This is a genomic window from Polaromonas sp. P4_F4 (genome assembly GCF_056401355.1).
In genome coordinates this window covers 1-19,207 of sequence record NZ_JBFUJO010000007.1, presented here as the reverse complement: position 1 = coordinate 19,207, position 19,207 = coordinate 1, and the positions used below count along the sequence as shown (strand labels likewise).

Sequence of the window (19,207 nt, the reverse complement as noted above, 5' to 3'; positions counted from 1 at the left end):
CCCGCTGACCGCTGCAGGCGTCACTTCGCGGGAACGAATGAGCGAACGGCCCAGGCGCGCGCAGTTAAGGGAATGGACCCATCCGGCTGTACGGGCAGGCGCTCTCGCAGGCATTCCCGGAGTTCCGCCCTGGCCGTCTCGGTCAGCGACATGGCATAGGCCGGAGCGGGACCCTGGCCGCCCAGGAACGGTTGCCAGTAGTCATCGAAACTGGCGAACGGTGTGGGTATGTCGATGGACCTGAGCAGCGCCTATCCCCTGAATGCATGAGGGACTGGCCAGTGATGGAGACCCACGCCTTATGCGAACCGCTGTATAAACAAACCCATGAATGACACGATCAAGAGCGGCACATTGCAGGCGCGCGAACAACGCCCCACCCACCTGCGCGCCCACACTTACCACGGCCTGGCGCCCGGCCCGCGCCTGCTGGTGACTGGCGCGGTGCACGGCAACGAAGTCTGCGGCGCGCGGGCCATCGCGCAATTGCTGGAAGAAATCGACAACGGCCAATTCGCCATCGAACGCGGCAGCGTGACCTTTGTGCCGGTCACCAATCCGCTCGCCTACCAGCTCAGGCAGCGCACTGGCGAGCGCAACCTCAACCGCAACATGGCGCCGAGCGCCATTCCGCAGGATTTCGAGGACCGGATTGCCAATGTGCTGTGCCCGCTGCTCGAATCGCATGACGCGCTGCTGGACCTGCACTCGTTTCACACCGGGGGCGCTTCTTTTGTGATGGTTGGCCCGCAAAACAACAGCGGCACGCTCGAGCCGTTCAGCAGGGCCGAAGAGGAAATGCAGCTGGCGCTGCACACCGGAGCGCCTCGCATGGTGGAGGGCTGGCTGGAAACCTATGCGCGCGGCGTACAGCGGCGCGGCGCGGCTCCGGTCGCGGTCGGCAATGCCCGCACCCAGACGCTGGTGATCGACCCCAACTACGGTGTGGGCACCACCGAATACATGCGTTCACGCGGCGGCTATGGGGTGACGCTGGAATGCGGCCAGCACGACGACCCGCAGGCGGTTCAGGTCGCCCGGCATGCCATTTTGCAAACGCTGGCCTTGCTCGGAATTGCTTCCCTGCCACTCGCGCCGGTGTCCGTGAACCCGGAAATCCTGCGTCTGGTCGACGTCATCGACCGCGAACATGCCGACGACCAATTCAGCCGCGAGTGGCGCAGTTTCGACGCGGTGCAGGCCGGCGAGGTGATTGGCGTGCGCCACGACGGCTCGGAGGTGAAGGCGCCGGCAGACGGGTTTGTGGTGTTCCCCAATCCGCACGGCGACGCGGGCCAGGAGTGGTTTTATCTCGCACAGCGCCGGGTTTAGGGATTGCAGGTTTTTGTTTTTTGGCGCCCGGCCCATGCGGCCCGTGAGCTGGCGCCTGATGTCCCGCCCCTTCTTACTTCTTACTCCTTTCCCCGCTGGGGGAAGGTTGGGATGGGGGCCTCCGGCCTGATTGACCGGTGCGGGGTGCCCATGCGCAGGGAGCCCCCATCCCTGCCTTCCCCCAGCGGGGGAAGGAGCCACATCACCAAGCGATGCGCTTGACCCCTCAGCGTGCCCCTCAGCTGGACCTCAGTCCTTCACGCGCGAGGCAAAGGTCTTGCGGAATTTCTCCACCTTCGGGCCCACCACAAAGGCGCAATAGCCCTGGTTGGGGTTGTTCTCGAAATAGTCCTGGTGGTAAGCCTCGGCCGGCCAGTAATTGGCCAGCGGCAGCACTTCCGTCACGATGGGATTGCCAAACAGCTTGTCCTGGCTGGCCTGGCGAATGAAGTCGTCGGCCACCTGCTTTTGCTCGGGCGTCGAGTTATAAATGCCGCTGCGGTATTGGGTACCCGCATCGTTGCCCTGCCGGTTCAGGCTGGTCGGGTCGTGAATCACGAAGAAGATTTCGAGGATTTCACGCAGCGAGATTTCCTCGGGGTCATAGGTCAGCTTGACGACCTCGTTGCAGCCGGTGCGCCCGGTGCACACGTCCTCGTAACTGGGGCGCTCGGCCTGGCCGTTGCTGTAACCCGATTCGACGTCGGTGACGCCTCGCACCTTGACGTACACCGCCTCGGTGCACCAGAAGCAGCCGCCGCCTAGCGTGATGGTTTGGGGGGATGAGGGCATGGAAATCTCCGCTTGAAACCGTTGGTCATCGTTAGTCGTAAAGAGAGCGATGATCTTACGCCGCAGGCCGCGCGAATGCCGTGCGCGGCCCCCTTGCCCTTGCCGGGCAGCGGCTCAATCCCGGCGGCGCGGGCCTTTGGTCTGGTGCATGGGGCCGACAGCGCGGCGCATCAGCCGCAGCAGGATCAGCGAGACAACCGCGCCCGCGACAGCCAGGCCGAGCGAGCCCATGCTGAAAGTCTTGTCGTTGGTAGCGCCATGGCTGAGCAGGGAGGCCACAAAGTCACCGCCAATGTAGGCGCCGAATACGCCGACACCCAGGTTCTCGAGGATGATGATTTTTTCGCGGGTGTTCGCGAGCAGGCAGGCCAGCCCGCCAAGGAGCACACCCACCACACACCAGATATACGGGTTGATGCCGTTCTCCTTGAAGTCCATGAACTGCCCTATGGTGACAGCTTTAGGTCCCGTGCGCGGGACATACTTTTGCAAGGGCCTTTTTGCTCTTTGCTTTTTGGCGGCCGCCTGCCGGTATGGAAAGCCTTTTCAGGCCTTTTCAGACACAGGCGGCGCGATGGCGCGCACCGCCTTCACAAAGGCCGCCAGCGACTGGTGGTCGCGCGCGGTCTTCCAGAGGCAGTGCGTGTCGTAAGGCGTGGTGGCGGCATCCAGCGGGACAAAGGCGGCGCCGGCCATGGCCGATTGCCGCAGCGCCGCCGGCACCAGCGCCACGCCCATGCCCTGCGACACCAGCGACACCACGCTCAGCCAGTGCCGCAGTTCGTAGCGGAATTCCGGATAAAAGCCGGCTTCGGTGCAGATCGCCAGGATGCGCTCGTGGTAGTCGGGCGACACCGCGCGCGACACCACGGCAAACGCCTCGCCATGCAACTGCTTGAGTGACAAAGAGCGCTTGCGCGCCAGCGCATGGCCCGCCGGCAGGCAACACACAAACGCCTGGCTGGACACGAGGATCTGCGACAACTCGGGCGGCACGCGCGTGGTGTGCACAAAGCCGAGGTCCAGCCGGTCATGCGCCAGTTCAATGAGCTGCTCGCTGGAGCTGAGCTCCTTCAGCGTCAGGCGCAGCAAAGGATGCTCTGCCTGGAAGCGTTCCAGGATGTTGGGCAAGCCGCTGTAAAGCATGGTGCCGGAAAACCCGATGGCCAGGCTGCCGGCCATGCCCTGCCCCACGTCGCGCGCGTGGCTGGCAGCCTGCGCGGCCTGGTCAATCAGCGCACGCGCCGCCGGCACAAAGGCCAGCCCTGCGGCCGTCAGTTGCACCGCCTTGCTGTTGCGGGTGAACAGCTTCGCGCCGACAGAGGCCTCCAGCTGCTGGATGTTCAGCGACAGCGGCGGCTGCGAAATCGACAGGCGCTGCGCGGCCCGGCCGAAGTGCAATTCTTCGGCCAGGACCAGAAAATAGCGGAGGTGGCGGAATTCCATGAATATGAAAAATGTATCGTTGGATCGTTATTTGATATTAGACAACTATTCATGCTTGTCAAACAATGGGTGACTTACGGTGGGCCGAAAGGCGGCGCAATGGCGGCGCCCCAAGTCCTACACTTTGCAAAAGCCCCAACGCACTTCAGCGCACCTCAACGCATCTCGAATGCATCCAGAAGGAGACTCACCATGAAAACCAAATTCAACTGGGAAGACCCCCTGTTCCTGATGGAGCAGCTCAGCGACGACGAACGTGCCATCGTGCACGCCGCGCACGAGTTCTGCCAGGAAAAACTGCAGCCCCGCGTGCTGATGGCCGCGCGCCACGAAAAGTTCGACCGCGAGATCATGAATGAAGCGGGCGCCATGGGTTTCCTGGGTTCGACCATTGAAGGCTACGGCTGCGCCGGCCTCAATTACGTCAGTTACGGCCTGGTGGCGCGCGAAGTGGAGCGCGTGGACAGCGGTTACCGCAGCGCCATCAGCGTGCAAAGCTCGCTCGTCATGCACCCGATCCATGCCTATGGCAGCGAGGCGCAGCGCCAGAAGTATTTGCCCAAGCTCGCCACCGGCGAATGGGTCGGCTGCTTCGGCCTGACGGAGCCCAACCACGGCTCGGACCCGGCCAGCATGTTGACGCGGGCCAAGCCCGCGACGCGTGACGGGGTAGACGGCTTCATCCTCAAGGGCTCCAAGATGTGGATCACCAACAGCCCGATTGCGGACGTGTTTGTGGTCTGGGCCAAGCTGGAAGATGAGGACGGCAAGGTCGGCGGCCAGGAAGCAATTCGCGGCTTTGTGCTGGAAAAAGGCATGAAGGGCCTTTCCGCTCCCAAGATCGAGGGCAAGATGAGCTTGCGCGCCTCCATCACCGGTGAAATTGTCATGGACGACGTGTTTGTGCCCGATGCCAACCTGTTGCCCAATGTGTCCGGCCTCAAGGGCCCGTTTGGCTGCCTGAACAAGGCGCGCTACGGTATTGCCTGGGGCGCTTTAGGTGCGGCCGAAGACTGCTGGTTCCGCGCCCGCCAGTACACCATGGACCGCCAGCAGTTCGGCCGCCCGCTGGCGCAAAACCAGCTCATTCAAAAGAAGCTCGCCGACATGCAGACCGAGATCACGCTAGGCCTGCAAGCCTGCCTGCGCGTAGGCCGCCTGATGGACGAGGACAAGGCCATGCCTGAAATGATTTCGCTGATCAAGCGCAACTCCTGCGGCAAGTCACTCGACATCGCCCGCATGGCGCGCGACATGCACGGCGGCAACGGCATCCATGACGAATACCACGTCATCCGCCACATGATCAACCTGGAAACCGTCAACACCTACGAAGGCACGCACGATGTGCATGCGCTGATCCTGGGGCGCGCGCAAACCGGCCTGCAGGCTTTTTACTGAGCTTTTACTGAGCGCTCAGGAACGGCCGCCCCGGCGCGCGGGGTACCATCAGTTTCTATTTTTATAGCAATTGATGGAATTCGGCACCCTCAGACCGCTGCTGGCCAGCCTGGCTTTGCCCCCCGTGGCGCCCTTGCTGCTCGCCTTGCTCGGTTTGCTGCTGGCCTTCCGGGGACGGCGCGGCGGCCTCTCGCTGGCGCTGGTGTCGCTGATTCTGCTGGGGCTGCTCAGTTGCCATGGCACGTCGGTCTGGCTGGCGCGCACCATCCTGCCGCAATTCGCCCCGCTCCCCGTGGCCGCGCTGAAAACCGGCAAGGTGCAGGCTGTGGTCGTGCTGGGCGGCGGGGCGCTGCCGCAGGCGCCTGAATACGGCGAGGCCCAACCCAATGCACACACGGCGGCACGCCTGCGCTATGGCGTCTGGCTGGCACGCCAGTCGGGCTTGCCCCTCGGGTTCAGCGGCGGCATGGGCTGGGCGGCCAGCGATGCACAGCGGGACTCTGAAGCCGAGGTGGCAAGGCGCGCGGCCTTGCAGGACTACCGCATCACACTGCGGTGGAACGAAGCCGAGGCGCGTGATACGGCAGGCAATGCCCGCCTGATGGCGCCCCTGCTCCGGCGCGATGGCGTGCAGCGCATCGCCCTGGTCACTCACGCCTGGCACATGCCGCGCTCCGTCGCCGCTTTTGAGGCTGTCGGCCTGCAGGTCACACCAGCGCCCATGGGCTACGTGGTCCCGCTGGAGCGCGATATCCTGGAATGGATGCCTTCTGCGCAGGGGCTGATGGCCTCGCGCCAGGTGCTGCGCGAGTGGCTGGCGCTCGCGCTGGCACGCCTTTGAAGCGCAGTTAACACCCGAGGCGTCTACCGACCCGCCCCGTCCGGGTGCGGGGATGGCGTCGGGTTGACCCGATTGACCCAATCAACCCGATCAACCTGGTTGACGGTCAGAAAGCAAGTGGCTATATTACTAACCAGTCAGTCAGTAATCATGCCACTTTCCAAACTCGTCCGCCCACCCACTCCGTCGGTCGCCGCCAAGCGCGAACGCCGCAAGGAAGCACGGCCCGGCGAACTGCTGGACGCCGCGCTGGATCTTTTCGTCGAAAAAGGCTTTGCCGCCACCCGCGCTGAAGAAGTGGCGGCGCGTGCCGGCGTGTCCAAGGGCACCCTCTTTCTGTACTTTCAAAGCAAGGAAGAACTCCTCAAGGCGGTGGTGCGCGAAAACATTTCGGGCCGCTTCAAGGAATGGAACGAGGAACTCGAGAACTTCGAAGGCACCAGCGCAGAGATGCTGACCTATTGCATGAATGTCTGGTGGGACCGCGTCGGCGCCACCAAAGCCTCGGGCATCACCAAGCTGATGATGAGCGAAGCAAAGAACTTTCCGGAGATCGCGGCTTTTTACCAGCAGGAAGTGATCCAGCCCGGGCAAAGCCTGATTCGCCGCATCCTGCAAAGAGGCATAGAGCGCGGCGAGTTCCGCGACATGGACCTCGACTACGGCGTCTACACCGTGATCGCACCCATGATTTTCCTGATGCTGTCAAAGCACTCCATGGGCGTGTGCGTTCGCGACGACATTGACATGGACCCCAAAAAATACGTGGCCATGCAGGTCAACACCATTCTGTACGGCGTGAGCGCTCGCCCGGGTGAGTCGGGTCGGAGCCTGGAACCAGCCTGATGACGAAACGCTGGGTCAAATGGGCTGTGGCCCTCGTCATCGTCCTGCTTGTCGCGGGCGGCGTGTTGCGTGCCCTGTCGGCCCGCAAGGCCCAGCAGCAGGCGCTGGCCGCCGCCAGCGCGGCCAAAGACCAGAGCCTGGTGGAACTCGCGGCGACCGACGTGGTCAAGGCGGCGCCACGCGAGGTGCTGCAGGGCCTGGCGGTCTCGGGCGCGCTCAAGGCCGTCAACTCCGCCGTGATCAAGGCCCGCGTGGCCGGAGAACTGCAGGGCCTGGCAGTGCGCGAAGGCGACTTCGTCAAGGCCGGCCAGGTGATTGCGCGCATTGATGCCGGCGAATACCAGTCGCGCGTGCGGCAGGCGCGGGAGCAGGCCGAATCGGCCCGGGCGCAGGTCGAGGTGGTGCAGCGCCAGTACGACAACAACAAGGCGCTGGTAGACCAGGGCTTTATTTCCAGAACCGCGCTGGACGCCTCACTGGCCAACCTCAATGCCGCCAAAGCCACCTATCGGGCAGCGCTGGCAGCCACCGACGTTGCGGCCAAATCGGTGGATGACACGGTGCTCAGGTCGCCCATCTCGGGCCAGGTGTCGCAGCGACTGGCGCAGCCGGGCGAACGGGTGGGCATCGACGCGAAGATTGTGGAAGTGGTCGACCTGAGCCGGCTCGAACTCGAGGCCACCCTGAGCGCCACCGACTCCCTGAACGTGCGGGTGGGCCAGCGCGCCGAGCTGCAAATCGAAGGCAGCAGGCGGCCCATCAGCGCCCGCGTCGTACGCATCAACCCCAGTGCGCAGCCGGGCAGCCGCAGCGTGCTGGCCTACCTGGCGATCGACAACATTGACAACATTGACAAATCAGCCGGCACCGGCGCCGGCGAAGGCCGTGCCTTGCCCTTGCGCCAGGGCCTGTTCGCACAGGGCACGCTGGGTACGGTGCGGGCATCGCTGCTGGCGGTCCCGGTCGGCGCGGTGCGCACCGACAAGCCGGCCCCTTATGTGCAGGCGATTGAAAACGGTCGGGTGGTGCACCGGGCGGTGGAGCCTGGCGCGCGCGGAACGTCCGGTAATGAAGAGGTCGTGGCCATCACGGGACTGGCGGAAAACACGCTGGTGATCCGGGGCGAAATTCCGGCCTTGCGTGAAGGAACCCGCGTCCGGTTCACGAAGATGCCGGGCACACCGGACGGCGCCGCGGTGAATCCCGCCAGCAATGCACCGGCCATTGCGCCAGCCCCCGCCAAACTGGCCCCCTGAACGGCACAAACCATGTGGTTCACGCAGGTCAGCCTCAAGAATCCCGTGTTTGCCACCATGGTCATGCTGGCCATTGTCGTGCTGGGGCTTTTCTCGTACCAGCGCATGCAGGTGGACCAGTTCCCCAACATCGACTTCCCGGTGGTGGTCGTCACGGCGGACTACCCCGGCGCTTCGCCCGAGATTGTGGAAAGCGAAGTCACCAAGAAGATTGAAGAAGGCGTCAACTCGATCGCCGGCATCAATGCCCTGACCTCGCGCAGCTTCGAAGGCCAGGCCATCGTCATCATCGAGTTCCAGCTGTATGTGGATGGGCGCAAGGCAGCCGAAGATGTGCGCGAAAAAATAGCGGCGATCCGGCCCAGCTTCCGCGATGAGGTGAAGGAGCCGCGCGTGCTGCGCTTTGACCCGGCCAGCCGCGCGATCTGGTCGGTAGCAGTACTCCCCGCCCGATCAAAAATAGCCGAACGCAGCGCCGGGCCGCCCCAAGCAAGTTCAGCCCCCTCGGGGGGCAGCGCAGTACGCGAAGCGACAAGCGTGGGGGCTGGCATGTCTGCGGTGGACCTGACCAACTGGGCTGACCAGGTGCTGAAAAAGCGCCTGGAAAACGTGCGCGGTGCGGGCTCGGTCACGCTGGTAGGCGGCACCAAACGCGAAATCAATATCGACCTGAACCCGCAGGCCATGGAATCGCTGGGCATCACCGCCGACCAGGTGGTCAACGCGGTGCGCAGCGAAAACCAGGATTTGCCGGTCGGCGCCATCCGCTCGCTGGCGCAGGAGCGCGTGGTCAAGATCGACGCCCGCATGAAACGGCCCGAGGACTTCGGCAAGATCATCGTGGCACGAAAGAGCATGGCCGCGGGCGGCGGCGCGCCTGTCACTGTCGAGCAGGTCGCGCGCATTGCCGACGGCGCGCAGGAACTCGACAGCCTGGCGCTCTACAACGGCGAGCGCACCCTGCTGCTGACGGTGCAAAAAGCCCAGGATGAAAACACCATTGCCGTAGTCGACGGGCTGAACAAGGCCATCCGGGAAATGCAGCCGCTGCTGCCGCCCGGCGCCCGGCTGGAGCTGATCACCGACGGCTCGCGGCCGATTCGCGTCGCGGTGGAAAACGTGCGCCGCACGCTGACCGAAGGCGCCCTGCTCACGGTGCTGATCGTGTTCCTGTTTCTCAACTCCTGGCGCTCCACAGTGATCACCGGGCTGACGCTGCCGATTTCCATCATCGGCACCTTCCTCTTCATGAACATGTTCGGTTTCACCATCAACATGATCACGCTGATGGCGCTGTCGCTGTGCGTGGGCCTGCTGATCGACGACGCGATCGTAGTGCGCGAAAACATTGTGCGGCACGTGCAGATGGGCAAGGCGCCCTACCAGGCCTCGATGGATGGCACGCAGGAAATTGGCCTGGCGGTGCTGGCCACCACGTTCTCCATCGTCGCGGTGTTCCTGCCCATCGGCTTCATGGGCGGCATCATCGGCAAGTTTTTCCACGAGTTCGGCGTGACCATCGTCGCGGCCGTGCTGATCTCGATGTTCGTGAGCTTCACGCTGGACCCGATGCTCTCCAGCATCTGGCATGACCCGTCCATCGAGGCGCACGGCCGGCACCGCGCGCCGGTCACCTGGTATGACAAGACCATTGGCCGCGTGACCGGCTGGTTCGACCATGCCACCGACTCGCTGGGCAACAGCTACCAGGCCATCCTGCGCTGGTCGCTGCTGCACAAGCTGGCCACGCTGGCGCTGGCCGTGGTGATTTTCCTCGTCAGTCTCGTCATGGTGCCGCTGCTGGGCACGGAGTTTGTGCCCAAGGCCGACTTTTCCGAGACCTCGCTCAACTTCTACACCCCCGTGGGCTCATCGCTGGAAGCCACCGAGGCGAAGGCCCGGCAGGTGGAAGCCATCATCCGCGAATTTCCCGAGGTGAACTACACGCTGGCCACCCTCAACACCGGCAGCGCACAGGGCAAGATGTACGCCAGCGTGTATGTGCGGCTGGTCGACCGGAAGGCACGCAGCCGCAATGCCGACCAGATGTCGGGCGTGCTGCGCGAGCGTCTCAAGCAGGTGCCCGGCATCACCGTGACCCACGTTGGCCTGCTCGACGCCGTGGGCGGCAACAAGCAGGTCGAGTTTTCGCTGCAGGGCCCCGACCTCAAGGAACTGGAACGCCTGAGCCGCCTCGTCACCGACAAAATCCGCGGCATTCCCGGCCTGGTCGACCTGGACTCCAGCGTCAAGGCCGACAAGCCGGTGATCGAAGTGGATGTGCGGCGCGATGCCGCCTCCGACCTGGGGCTGTCGGTGTCGCAGATTGCGGCCTCGCTGCGCACGCTGGTGGCCGGCCAGACCGTCGGCAACTGGCGCGCACCCGACGACCAGACCTATGACGTGAACGTGCGCCTGGCGCCCGATGCGCGCAACGCGCCGCAGGACCTGGAGCGCCTGCCTTTCATGAGCAGCGCCATCGGCAGCAATGCAGACGGCTCCACGCGCGTGGTGCGGCTCAGCCAGGTGGCCAGCGTGAAGGCATCGACCGGCCCCAACCAGATCAACCGGCGCGACCTGACCCGCGAGGTAGCCATCAACGCCAACGTCTACAACCGCTCGGCTGGCGAGGTGTCCAACGACATCAAGGCCGTGCTGGATGGCATCGATCTTCCGCCGGGCTACCGCTACCAGTTCAGCGGCTCCACCAAGAACATGGCCGAGTCGTTTGGCTATGCCGTCTCGGCGCTGGTGATGGCCATTGTGTTTATTTACATGATCCTGGCCAGCCAGTTCAAGAGCTTTCTGCAGCCGCTGGCCCTGATGACCTCGCTGCCGCTCACGCTGATCGGCGTGGTGCTGGCCCTGCTGCTGTTTGGCTCCACGCTGTCGATGTTCTCCGTCATTGGCGTGGTGATGCTGATGGGCCTGGTCACCAAAAACGCCATCCTGCTGGTCGACTTCGCCATCCGCATGCGCCGGCCCTGGACCGGCGCAGACGGCCGCCAGGTGCCCGGCCTGGACCGCAGCGAGGCCCTGCTGGAGGCGGCCCGGGTGCGGCTGCGCCCCATCCTGATGACCACGCTGGCCATGATTTTCGGCATGGTGCCGCTGGCCTTTGCCCTGACCGAAGGCTCGGAGCAGCGCGCCCCCATGGGCCAGGCGGTGATCGGCGGCGTGATCACCTCCTCCCTGCTCACCCTGGTGGTGGTGCCCGTGACCTACTGCTACCTGGACGACCTGGGCCAGTGGTTCAAGCGCAAATTCCGCCGAAAAGCGCACGCGGCCGCCCCGGCTGAAGCGGCTCCCGCCGGCCCGGCTTCCGTCTCCAGCCCCGGCTAAAATCAAGGGTTTATCTCGTGCACTCCCCTTCCCTTCTTACCCCGCCAACCCACAGGTCCCCCATGAACTACGAACAAGCCCGATTCAACATGATTGAGCAGCAAATCCGCCCCTGGGAAGTGCTGGACAGCCAGGTCCTTTCACTGCTCGCCGTGGTCAAGCGCGAGGATTTTGTACCGGCCGCCTACCGGGCGCTGGCGTTTGTGGACATGGAAATCCCGCTGACCGCCGAAGCGGCGCAGCAGAAAAACCCCGGCCAGTGCATGCTGGCGCCCAAGGTCGAAGCCCGCATCCTGCAGGATGTGGCCGTGCAAAAGCACGAAAAAGTGCTCGAAATCGGCGCCGGTTCCGGTTACATGGCGGCGCTGCTGGCGCACCGCGCGCAGCAAGTGATCACGCTGGAAATCGACCCCACGCTGGCCCAGATGGCACGGGACAACCTGCAAAAAGCCGGCATCTACAACGCCGAAGTGCGCACCGGCGACGGCGCCGCCAACATTGCGCAGGCTGTGTCCAGCACCGATCCGCTGCGCGGGCCGTTTGACGTGATTGTGCTCAGCGGTTCGGTCGCCGAGGTGCCCGCTTCGCTGCTGTCGCTGCTCAAGGTCGGCGGACGCCTGAGCGCCATCGTGGGTTTTGAGCCCGTAATGCGCGCCACCCTGGTCACGCGTGTCGCCGAAGAATCCTGGCGCACCACCCAGGCCTGGGACACGGTGGCGCCGCGGCTGCTGAACTTCGCCGAGCCTTCGAAATTCAACTTCTGACAAGCTTTCTTGCCACCACCTGCCAAACAGCAACACTTGCAACACCAGCAATATCAGGAACCAAGGGCGCCGCAATGATTTCCCAACTGAATCCTTCCGACTTCGCCGCCTGGCGTGACAGCGCACAGGCTGCCGCGCCCGGCTCCCCGCCCGTGGTGCTCGACGTGCGCGAGCCCTGGGAGTTGCAGACCGCATCGATCAAGGAGGACGGCTTCCGGCTGATGCGCATCCCGATGCGCGAGATTCCAGCGCGCCTGGCCGAATTGCAGGAAGCCGGCGGCACCGACCAGCCGATCGCCTGCCTGTGCCACCACGGCATGCGCAGCCTGCAGGTGGCCAACTACCTGGCGCAAAGCGGCTTCACCGAGGTCGTCAACCTGCAAGGCGGCATTGACGCCTGGTCGCAGCAGGTCGACCCTTCCGTGCCGATTTACTGATGACTGCTGCCGACCGGCTGACAGCCCGCTGAGCCGATTGCCCACCTTCCCTGCCTTCTCGCCTTCCATCTCGCCTTTTATTTGCCGATTCATCACTTCTTCAGGACCCTTATGACCACGCCCAAGAAACTTCAGGCGCTTGCGTTGCCTCCTGTGATAGCGCCCCTGTCGATGGCAATCGCCCTGGCGTTGATGGCTGTTGCCCAGCAGGCGCAGGCCCAGAGTCTTGTAGAACTGTACGAATCAGCCCGTGCGTTTGACGCAACCTACCAGTCGGCCCGGTTGCAATACGACGCCAACCTTGCCAGGGCCGAACAGGCCAAGGCCGGGATCCTGCCGACGGCGGGCCTTGCGGCGGGCGCGTCACGCACCGGCTTCGAAAACACCAACCCGGTGGTCGACCGCAGCTTCAACACGCAAAACGCCACGCTGACCGCCACGCAGCCGCTGTACCGTCCCTTCAACTGGGCCACTTACGAGCAGGGTGCCCGGCAGGTGGATCTGGCCAAGGCACAGCTGGAGACAGCCGAACAGGACCTGATCGTGCGCACCAGCCAGGCTTACTTTGATGTGCTGGCCGCGCAGGACACGCTGGCCTTTGTGACGGCGCAAAAGGCCGCGGTGGCCGAGCAGCTGGCCTCGGCCAAACGCAACTTTGAGGTGGGCACCGCCACCATCACCGATACCCGGGAAGCGCAGGCACGCTACGACCTGGTGATTGCCCAGGAAATCGCCGCCGAGAACGACCTGCGCGTCAAGAAAATCGCGCTGGACCAGCTGGTCGGCAAAACCGAATCGCAGCCCAAGGGCCTGCTGGCCCCAGTGAATTTGCCGCCGGTGGTGCCGGCCGACGTCAATGCCTGGGTGCAGCAGTCCGAAGCGGTACACCCCAGCATCCGCCAGGCGCAAAGCGGGCTGGACATTGCCGAGCTCGAAGTCAAAAAAGCGGAAGCCGGTCACAAGCCCACACTCGACGCCACCGCCAGCTACAACGTCACCCGCAGTCCGTCAGGCACTACTACGAGCATCCTGTCCACGCGTACCAATTCCAGCAATGTCGGCCTGCTGCTCAATGTCCCGCTGTTTGCCGGCTTTGCCACGCAAAACCGCGTGAAAGAAACCCTCGCACTGAAGGACAAGGCGCGCAGCGACCTCGAGGGGGCAAAACGCACCGTGTCCCAAAGTACGCGCACCGCCTACTTTGGCGTGCTGTCGGGCCAGGGCCAGGTCAAGGCCCTGGAAGCGGCCGAGCTGTCCAGCCAGAGCGCGCTGGACGCCAACAAACTGGGCTACCAGGTCGGCGTGCGCATCAACATCGACGTGCTCAACGCGCAAAGCCAGCTGTTCCAGACCAAGCGCGACCTGGCCCAGGCGCGCTACAACGTGCTGCTGGGCGGCCTGCGCCTGCGGCAAGCCAACGGCACCTTGACGCCAGAGGACTTGCGCCAGATTGACGGGCTGCTGGTCAAATAACAAGCGGGGCAAGACCGCCTGGTGCCCTTTGCGGTCACATAAGCAAGGGTTAAGGCGCGGTACGCAGCAGGGGCTCGTTCAATACAAGTACCTGGCAACGGCCTTCTCGTCCCACGTGATGCCCTGCCCAGGCCGGTCCGGTATGCAGAGAAACCCATTCTCGATCTTGAACGGCTCCGTCAACACGGGATCTGCCCAGTCTTGCCACTCCAACCAATGCGCCGTTTCAGTAACTCGCATGAGGTGTGCCGCGACTTCCGGATACAGATGAGTTGACATGGGAACACCTGCGGCGCCCGCAATGGCTGCTGCACGCAGCCAGCCGCTGACGCCTCCAATTCGCATCATGTCCGGCATCACAAGGTCGCCTGCACCGGCGAGAAGTGCCTGGTACATATGACGCGGCCCGTAGAAGTTCTCGCCGAGTTGTAGCGGTGTCTTCAGCTCGCGAGCCAGTTGCGCGTAGCCCGAGATGTTGTCATAGGTGATAGGCTCTTCAAACCAATACAGACCATGATCGTCCAATGCGTGACAGCGTAGGAGCGCATCGCCGAAAGACAGGCCCTGGTTGAAGTCGCACATGAGTTTGACGTCGCTGCCTACCGCGTCCCGAACAGCGTGAATGCAGGCAATGTCGTCCTCCAATTTGTCCCGACCGAGACGAAGCTTGAGCGCTGAAAAGTTACCCTCTCGTACGAGTTCGTCAGCTTCGGCTCCAATGGATTCGAGCGGAGTGAGCCACAAACCGTTGCTGTTATATGCAGGCACGGGCCCTATGGATCCGCCCAGATACTCGGCGAGCGGCATGCCCGCCGCCTGTGAGAGCGCGTCCCAGGCGGCCATATCGAGACCCGAAACCGCGATCATCGAGAGGCCTTCCCGTCCAACGAGGTGGAGCGAGTTGATTCCCTTGCGGTACTCATCAAAAGGTACTACGGCGCGCCCTTTGATGGYCTGAACAAGATCGTCAATCATCGGCACGATGTAACGCGCAGAATGCTTCAGATAAGGTTCGAGATAACTGCGGCCAACGATTCCTTCATTCGTTTCCAGATCGATGAGGATCAGTGGCCAATCTTGGAACAAGCCGACCCGCGAGACGATTGGCCTTTTCAAGGGCACGAGCACGGGTCGGGCGCGCACATCCTTTACGGTGAGTCTTGCAGGCTTCATACGACCTCCTTACTGCGTGGCAGTAGCAACTGGTGTTGAAGGATGCGCTCATCTCGGACGGTGTGCAACTGGATCAACAGACGGGCAAGGCGCATAAGGCCATCCGGCTCATATCGGGCCGATGCCGGCCTCTGCAGGCGGCCAGCACACCACCTCGCAACCCCAGCTTGCGATCCTCAATATCCGCGCGTTTAGCGCGTCCGCTCGAACGATTTATTGGGCAGCGGTGCGTTACTTCTCTTTGTTCTCGACGGGCACTGCGTCCAGCGGCGATTCAAAGGCAATGAAGAGGACGCAGGCACTGGTGCTGGCGCAGAAGCCCTTGTGCGGTGCCTTGGGTGGGCCGTAGGCGTAAGTTCCGGGCTTGAGAACGGCTGTTTTCTGGCCGTCATAGGTGACATGAAGCTCACCTGCCACGAGGATCATGCGCTCCGCCGACGTGTGCCAATGGAGCGGAATGGTCGACTTGGCGGGCACCTTGAAGAAGACATCCACGTTCTCTTTCGCAGGATCGCCATGAAGCACGGCGATCGCGCATCCTTTGGGCAAGAACGGCGGGCAGGGCCCCCACTTCAGCTGTGCATCACGGGCCGTCCGCGTCAGCGCCTGCTCCTGGGCAGGCGCCTGGGCGAGCGCGAATGAGCCGACAAGGCCCAAAACAAACAACAGAGCCAGCTGCAATGAGCGGCCGATGAGGGTTCGGGTACGCATAGGTCAGTTCTCCTTTTGGTTGAAACCGGCAGTCGTGAGGAGCCGAGTCTGGGAGCGATGAGCCAGCCAGTCCATCCTCTAATTGGAGGATAACCCTGCATGGCGTTTCGTTGGTGAATATCTGAACGTCAGCGCCTGAACGTCAGAGCAGGCCTCCCACTGCCCCTCGGACTGCCCCTCGGACTGCCCTCACCCCCCTGCGCTGGCCATCATCGCCTTTCATCACTATTTATCACCCATCACCGTCCTTGACTTGGCACATCCCGCGGCGGAGAATCATTTTCTCTTGCCGCCGCGAGCCAAGACGACAAGTCCCTGTTCATGTGGCTCCCATGGAGGTTCGTATGAGCTATCACCTGGAAGGTCGTCTGCTCGAGGTTTGCAACTGCAACGTCCTGTGCCCCTGCTGGATCGGTGAAGATCCGGACAACGGCACCTGCGACACCATCGTCGCATGGCGCATTGACAAGGGAACGGTCGACGGCGTCGATGTAGGCGGCAACACCATTGCAGCCGTGGCCCATGTGCCCGGCAATATCCTGGAAGGCAACTGGAGGGCCGCGATCTTTGTCGACGACAAGGCCTCCAAGGAACAGGAAGAGGCACTGCTCAAGGTCTACACCGGCCAGGCCGGCGGCCCGGTCGCCGATCTTGCCAAGCTCATAGGCGAGGTGGTGTCGGTGGAACGGGCGCCAATCCGATTCACCGTCGAGGAAGGCAAGGGCATACTCGAGATCGGCAAGAACTACTTCGCTGAACTCGAGCCGTACCGTGGTGCGATGGGTGGGCTGACCACGCTATCCGACACCGTGTTCTCGACGGTCCCGGGGGCGCCGGTGTTTGTTGGCAAGGCCCCGACCTACCGATCCAAGAACGCCGCGCTCGGCATTAACCTCGACATCAAGAACCACAACGCCCTGCAGAGCACCTTCGTCTTCGACGCATGAGCCATTGGGCCGCTCCCAGGGCCAATACAACAACGCGTAGCGCGGAGATTTCCCAATGAACCCGGTGGCAGGCCCGGCGCCGCCAATCCTCTCGCGCCACCATCGCGTGTTCCTGCCCGTGCTGGTCGCGCTGGTTGCGCTCGCGTGGATGGCGCTGTGGGCGTGGGCGCGCAGCCCGTACGGGCGCTATCTCGAGCACGCTGACTGGACAGCCTCCGGCCCGGCGGCGTTTCTGTGCCGCATCGTGCCCGCTGGCGATGTGGTCGTGCCCATGGTGCTGTACGCCGCCGCGTGGATACTCATGACGACAGCCATGATGCTGCCCACCACCCTGCCCCTGTTCAACACCTTCGACCGGCTGACGGCCGAACGCCCGGACCATGGGCGCCTGCTGCTGCTGCTCGGCCTGGGCTACATGGCGGTGTGGGGCGCATTCGGGCTGTTGGCGCATGCGCTGCACAGCGCGGTGCTGACCCTGCTCGCCAGCGTGCCCACGCTGGCCTGGCACGGCTGGCTGATTGGCGCAGCGACGATTGCGCTGGCCGGCGCCTTTCAGTTCAGCAAGCTGAAGTACCGGTGCCTTGAAAAGTGCCGCACGCCCTTGAGCTTCGTGATCGAGCACTGGCGTGGGCATGCGCAGGCGCGGCAGGCGTTCGCGCTGGGTGCGCACCACGGCCTGTTCTGTGTGGGCTGCTGCTGGGCACTGATGCTGCTGATGTTCGCGGTCGGCACCGGCAGCCTCGGCTGGATGCTCGTTCTTGCCGCCGTGATGGCGATCGAAAAAAACGTTTCCTGGGGCCGACGCCTCAGCACGCCGCTTGGTGTTGCGCTGCTGTCGTGGGCCGCCGTGCTGGTGGCAACCCACGCCTGAACTCAAAGAAACAGCAGGCGGCCCGCGTGTTGTAGCGCGTTCTACGCAGGGCTCACGTCGATGAAATAAAACCCCCAGGCCGGGTCAGGCAGCCCCTGGATTTGGTGTTCTGGCCCGTGGTCCCGGTTCAACTTTCGTTGTGCGCTACGCTTACACGCCGGCGTGTGCCTGAGGCAATGTCATAGGTATTGAAGCTGTTCATCGTTCGGCCGTAAAGATGCAGGCTCACGGCGCGGGGCCTCTCCGGTGGAACGCCCGTGACGTGGATGTGGTCGGGGTTTGGCACAAAGCTCGTGACCGCACCGCGCCCCAAGAGGATGACGCCACCACGCACAAGATGAATGCCTTCATCGGCCCCGCTGTCGGGTGACAGGCGCACGTAGTCACGCTCCTCCAGCACGCCCTCCAATACGCCAACCACACCCCAGCTGCCGTGGTCGTGTACCGGCGTCCATTGCCCCGGCGACCAAACCAGGGTGTAGAGCGAGAGGCTTGCATCCGGTGCGTTGTAGACGAGATTGCGAGCGTAGTGGTTCGGGTCGCTTCGATAGTGCTGCGGTTCAAGAAACGTCGTTGCCCGTTCGATGAGTTCGAGCATCAGCGGGGCGAGCGCCAGCACGCAGTCGGCAGGCTCAGGGAGATCGCGCGCGTGCGCCATGGCTTGTGAGACGAAGGATTCGAGAGCAGACGAGGCCATGTTTTTTTAGTCCTTGCCACGAGGGTGTGAGGGTGTGAGGGTGTTTGCGTGATGCCTGACGAAGCGTTCCAGGAAGCGTTCTACGCAGGGCTCACGTCAATGAAATAAAGCCCCCAGGGGCACAGGGCAAACCGTTCCTTGACGGGTTTATCTTTGAATGCGGTCAGCGTGTCGGCATCATAAACAGCCCACTGCGGCCCCAACCCACCCAGCGCCAAGGGCGTGCCATCCATGTGGGTGGCCACCATCATCCGGTACGTTTTCACGTCAGCCAGAGTGATATTCACGTTGTAGCCGTCGACAGCCCGCAAGCCAAGACGCAGCGCAGCATCAGTCTTGACTCCCGCCGCATTCAGCACCGTGGTCAACAAGGGGCCCGTCAAAGTGTGCACCTTGTTGTCGTACTCCAGCGTGGGCTTGATGGTGATGCTCGGCAGACGCTGAAGCGCCGCGGTATCCAGCGTAAACGCCTCGGAGAACTTGACGCCATGCTTGGCCATCATCTGGTCAAGCGCCGCATCCAGCGGGCCGCGGTTGCCCTTTTTGATGGCACCAGCCACCGTGAGCAGCGCAGGACCACTTGCTGATGTTTTGGCCAGGGCAGGTGCCGAGGTTGCCGGCAGTATGCCGGCCGCAGCGGCCACAGCGAGGAAATTGCGTTTGTTCATACGGGACTCTCCGGGTTTTGACAGTTGCATGGGGTGGAAGTCGGGCTAATGCGAATGGCACTTACTTTGGCAGGTTGGCCTTCGGCGACGTGCGTAAGTGCTTGAAAGCAAAGGGAGATGGCTGACCAAAGGGTCGATAGGATGGTTGTTTACGAAGCACCCAAACCATCTTCCCAAAGGCCAGCCACCATGGATCGTAATGCCCAAAGC

The 19,207-nt window shown here is 63.3% G+C and carries 18 protein-coding genes; 11 read left to right on the top strand and 7 right to left on the bottom strand.

The features are described 5' to 3' along the window. Positions 1-327 precede the first annotated feature (327 nt). Complete coding sequence (locus AC1DUR_RS09475; protein ID WP_477718650.1) at positions 328-1,332, top strand: succinylglutamate desuccinylase/aspartoacylase family protein; 1,005 nt, start codon at positions 328-330, stop codon at positions 1,330-1,332. 249 nt (positions 1,333-1,581) lie between these two features. Here the strand turns inward: AC1DUR_RS09475 and msrA are convergent, their stop codons facing one another. From msrA to AC1DUR_RS09460, 3 genes are all read right to left on the bottom strand, one after another. Further along, the gene (msrA, locus tag AC1DUR_RS09470) at positions 1,582-2,124 is read right to left on the bottom strand and encodes a peptide-methionine (S)-S-oxide reductase MsrA (RefSeq protein ID WP_477718649.1); all 543 of its coding nucleotides are present in this window, start codon (positions 2,122-2,124) and stop codon (positions 1,582-1,584) included. Between the two features lie 114 nt (positions 2,125-2,238). Continuing rightward, the gene (locus AC1DUR_RS09465) at positions 2,239-2,562 is read right to left on the bottom strand and encodes a GlsB/YeaQ/YmgE family stress response membrane protein (RefSeq protein ID WP_477721529.1); all 324 of its coding nucleotides are present in this window, start codon (positions 2,560-2,562) and stop codon (positions 2,239-2,241) included. Positions 2,563-2,670: 108 nt separating this feature from the next. Then, positions 2,671-3,570, bottom strand: coding sequence for a LysR family transcriptional regulator (locus AC1DUR_RS09460; protein ID WP_477718647.1), 900 nt, complete (start codon positions 3,568-3,570; stop codon positions 2,671-2,673). Between the two features lie 192 nt (positions 3,571-3,762). On the opposite strand from AC1DUR_RS09460, the gene AC1DUR_RS09455 reads away from it, so the two are divergent. From AC1DUR_RS09455 to AC1DUR_RS09420, 8 genes are all read left to right on the top strand, one after another. Next, the gene (locus tag AC1DUR_RS09455) at positions 3,763-4,971 is read left to right on the top strand and encodes an acyl-CoA dehydrogenase (RefSeq protein WP_477718646.1); all 1,209 of its coding nucleotides are present in this window, start codon (positions 3,763-3,765) and stop codon (positions 4,969-4,971) included. A gap of 73 nt (positions 4,972-5,044) precedes the next feature. Then, positions 5,045-5,812 carry a YdcF family protein gene (locus AC1DUR_RS09450; RefSeq protein ID WP_477718645.1) on the top strand — a complete coding sequence of 256 codons (768 nt, stop codon included), beginning with the start codon at positions 5,045-5,047 and terminating at the stop codon, positions 5,810-5,812. A gap of 150 nt (positions 5,813-5,962) precedes the next feature. Next, positions 5,963-6,658 (top strand): TetR/AcrR family transcriptional regulator, encoded by a 696-nt coding sequence (locus AC1DUR_RS09445; RefSeq protein WP_477718644.1) that lies wholly within the window; start codon positions 5,963-5,965, stop codon positions 6,656-6,658. Continuing rightward, positions 6,658-7,914, top strand: coding sequence for an efflux RND transporter periplasmic adaptor subunit (locus tag AC1DUR_RS09440; protein ID WP_477718643.1), 1,257 nt, complete (start codon positions 6,658-6,660; stop codon positions 7,912-7,914). The genes AC1DUR_RS09445 and AC1DUR_RS09440 overlap by 1 nt, the downstream gene beginning before the upstream one ends. Positions 7,915-7,926: 12 nt before the next feature. Beyond that, positions 7,927-11,256 carry an efflux RND transporter permease subunit gene (locus tag AC1DUR_RS09435; RefSeq protein ID WP_477718642.1) on the top strand — a complete coding sequence of 1,110 codons (3,330 nt, stop codon included), beginning with the start codon at positions 7,927-7,929 and terminating at the stop codon, positions 11,254-11,256. A gap of 62 nt (positions 11,257-11,318) precedes the next feature. After that, positions 11,319-12,020, top strand: a complete 702-nt coding sequence (locus AC1DUR_RS09430) for a protein-L-isoaspartate O-methyltransferase family protein (protein ID WP_477718641.1) — start codon at positions 11,319-11,321, stop codon at positions 12,018-12,020. A 74-nt stretch (positions 12,021-12,094) separates the two neighbouring features. Then, positions 12,095-12,457, top strand: coding sequence for a rhodanese-like domain-containing protein (locus AC1DUR_RS09425; protein WP_477718640.1), 363 nt, complete (start codon positions 12,095-12,097; stop codon positions 12,455-12,457). A 111-nt stretch (positions 12,458-12,568) separates the two neighbouring features. Then, positions 12,569-13,930, top strand: coding sequence for a TolC family outer membrane protein (locus AC1DUR_RS09420; RefSeq protein ID WP_477718639.1), 1,362 nt, complete (start codon positions 12,569-12,571; stop codon positions 13,928-13,930). Between the two features lie 78 nt (positions 13,931-14,008). Here the strand turns inward: AC1DUR_RS09420 and AC1DUR_RS09415 are convergent, their stop codons facing one another. Continuing rightward, positions 14,009-15,103 carry an enolase C-terminal domain-like protein gene (locus tag AC1DUR_RS09415; RefSeq protein ID WP_477721528.1) on the bottom strand — a complete coding sequence of 365 codons (1,095 nt, stop codon included), beginning with the start codon at positions 15,101-15,103 and terminating at the stop codon, positions 14,009-14,011. A gap of 231 nt (positions 15,104-15,334) precedes the next feature. Further along, positions 15,335-15,814: a cupin domain-containing protein gene (locus AC1DUR_RS09410; protein ID WP_477718637.1), complete on the bottom strand. Its 480-nt coding sequence runs from the start codon at positions 15,812-15,814 to the stop codon at positions 15,335-15,337. A gap of 344 nt (positions 15,815-16,158) precedes the next feature. Here AC1DUR_RS09410 and AC1DUR_RS09405 point away from each other — a divergent pair, with 344 nt between their 5' ends. Both AC1DUR_RS09405 and AC1DUR_RS09400 read left to right on the top strand, forming a co-directional pair. Beyond that, positions 16,159-16,761, top strand: a complete 603-nt coding sequence (locus AC1DUR_RS09405) for a DUF1326 domain-containing protein (protein ID WP_477718636.1) — start codon at positions 16,159-16,161, stop codon at positions 16,759-16,761. Positions 16,762-16,816: 55 nt separating this feature from the next. Further along, entirely contained in the window at positions 16,817-17,632 is an 816-nt protein-coding gene (locus tag AC1DUR_RS09400) for a DUF2182 domain-containing protein (protein WP_477718635.1), read from the top strand. Between the two features lie 127 nt (positions 17,633-17,759). On the opposite strand, the gene AC1DUR_RS09395 is transcribed toward AC1DUR_RS09400, so the two are convergent. Together AC1DUR_RS09395 and AC1DUR_RS09390 are read right to left on the bottom strand one after the other, a co-directional pair. Next, entirely contained in the window at positions 17,760-18,329 is a 570-nt protein-coding gene (locus AC1DUR_RS09395) for a cysteine dioxygenase family protein (protein WP_477718634.1), read from the bottom strand. Positions 18,330-18,409: 80 nt separating this feature from the next. Beyond that, the gene (locus tag AC1DUR_RS09390; RefSeq protein ID WP_477718633.1) at positions 18,410-18,997 is read right to left on the bottom strand and encodes a putative pterin-binding protein; all 588 of its coding nucleotides are present in this window, start codon (positions 18,995-18,997) and stop codon (positions 18,410-18,412) included. Between the last annotated feature and the right edge of the window lie 210 nt (positions 18,998-19,207).

Bases quoted from the DNA above. Each gene is read 5' to 3' on its own strand.
- AC1DUR_RS09475 (WP_477718650.1), top strand. From the start codon at position 328: ATGAATGACACGATCAAGAGCGGCACATTGCAGGCGCGCGAACAACGC.
- msrA (WP_477718649.1), bottom strand. From the start codon at position 2,124: ATGCCCTCATCCCCCCAAACCATCACGCTAGGCGGCGGCTGCTTCTGG.
- AC1DUR_RS09465 (WP_477721529.1), bottom strand. From the start codon at position 2,562: ATGGACTTCAAGGAGAACGGCATCAACCCGTATATCTGGTGTGTGGTG.
- AC1DUR_RS09460 (WP_477718647.1), bottom strand. From the start codon at position 3,570: ATGGAATTCCGCCACCTCCGCTATTTTCTGGTCCTGGCCGAAGAATTG.
- AC1DUR_RS09455 (WP_477718646.1), top strand. From the start codon at position 3,763: ATGAAAACCAAATTCAACTGGGAAGACCCCCTGTTCCTGATGGAGCAG.
- AC1DUR_RS09450 (WP_477718645.1), top strand. From the start codon at position 5,045: ATGGAATTCGGCACCCTCAGACCGCTGCTGGCCAGCCTGGCTTTGCCC.
- AC1DUR_RS09445 (WP_477718644.1), top strand. From the start codon at position 5,963: ATGCCACTTTCCAAACTCGTCCGCCCACCCACTCCGTCGGTCGCCGCC.
- AC1DUR_RS09440 (WP_477718643.1), top strand. From the start codon at position 6,658: ATGACGAAACGCTGGGTCAAATGGGCTGTGGCCCTCGTCATCGTCCTG.
- AC1DUR_RS09435 (WP_477718642.1), top strand. From the start codon at position 7,927: ATGTGGTTCACGCAGGTCAGCCTCAAGAATCCCGTGTTTGCCACCATG.
- AC1DUR_RS09430 (WP_477718641.1), top strand. From the start codon at position 11,319: ATGAACTACGAACAAGCCCGATTCAACATGATTGAGCAGCAAATCCGC.
- AC1DUR_RS09425 (WP_477718640.1), top strand. From the start codon at position 12,095: ATGATTTCCCAACTGAATCCTTCCGACTTCGCCGCCTGGCGTGACAGC.
- AC1DUR_RS09420 (WP_477718639.1), top strand. From the start codon at position 12,569: ATGACCACGCCCAAGAAACTTCAGGCGCTTGCGTTGCCTCCTGTGATA.
- AC1DUR_RS09410 (WP_477718637.1), bottom strand. From the start codon at position 15,814: ATGCGTACCCGAACCCTCATCGGCCGCTCATTGCAGCTGGCTCTGTTG.
- AC1DUR_RS09405 (WP_477718636.1), top strand. From the start codon at position 16,159: ATGAGCTATCACCTGGAAGGTCGTCTGCTCGAGGTTTGCAACTGCAAC.
- AC1DUR_RS09400 (WP_477718635.1), top strand. From the start codon at position 16,817: ATGAACCCGGTGGCAGGCCCGGCGCCGCCAATCCTCTCGCGCCACCAT.
- AC1DUR_RS09395 (WP_477718634.1), bottom strand. From the start codon at position 18,329: ATGGCCTCGTCTGCTCTCGAATCCTTCGTCTCACAAGCCATGGCGCAC.
- AC1DUR_RS09390 (WP_477718633.1), bottom strand. From the start codon at position 18,997: ATGAACAAACGCAATTTCCTCGCTGTGGCCGCTGCGGCCGGCATACTG.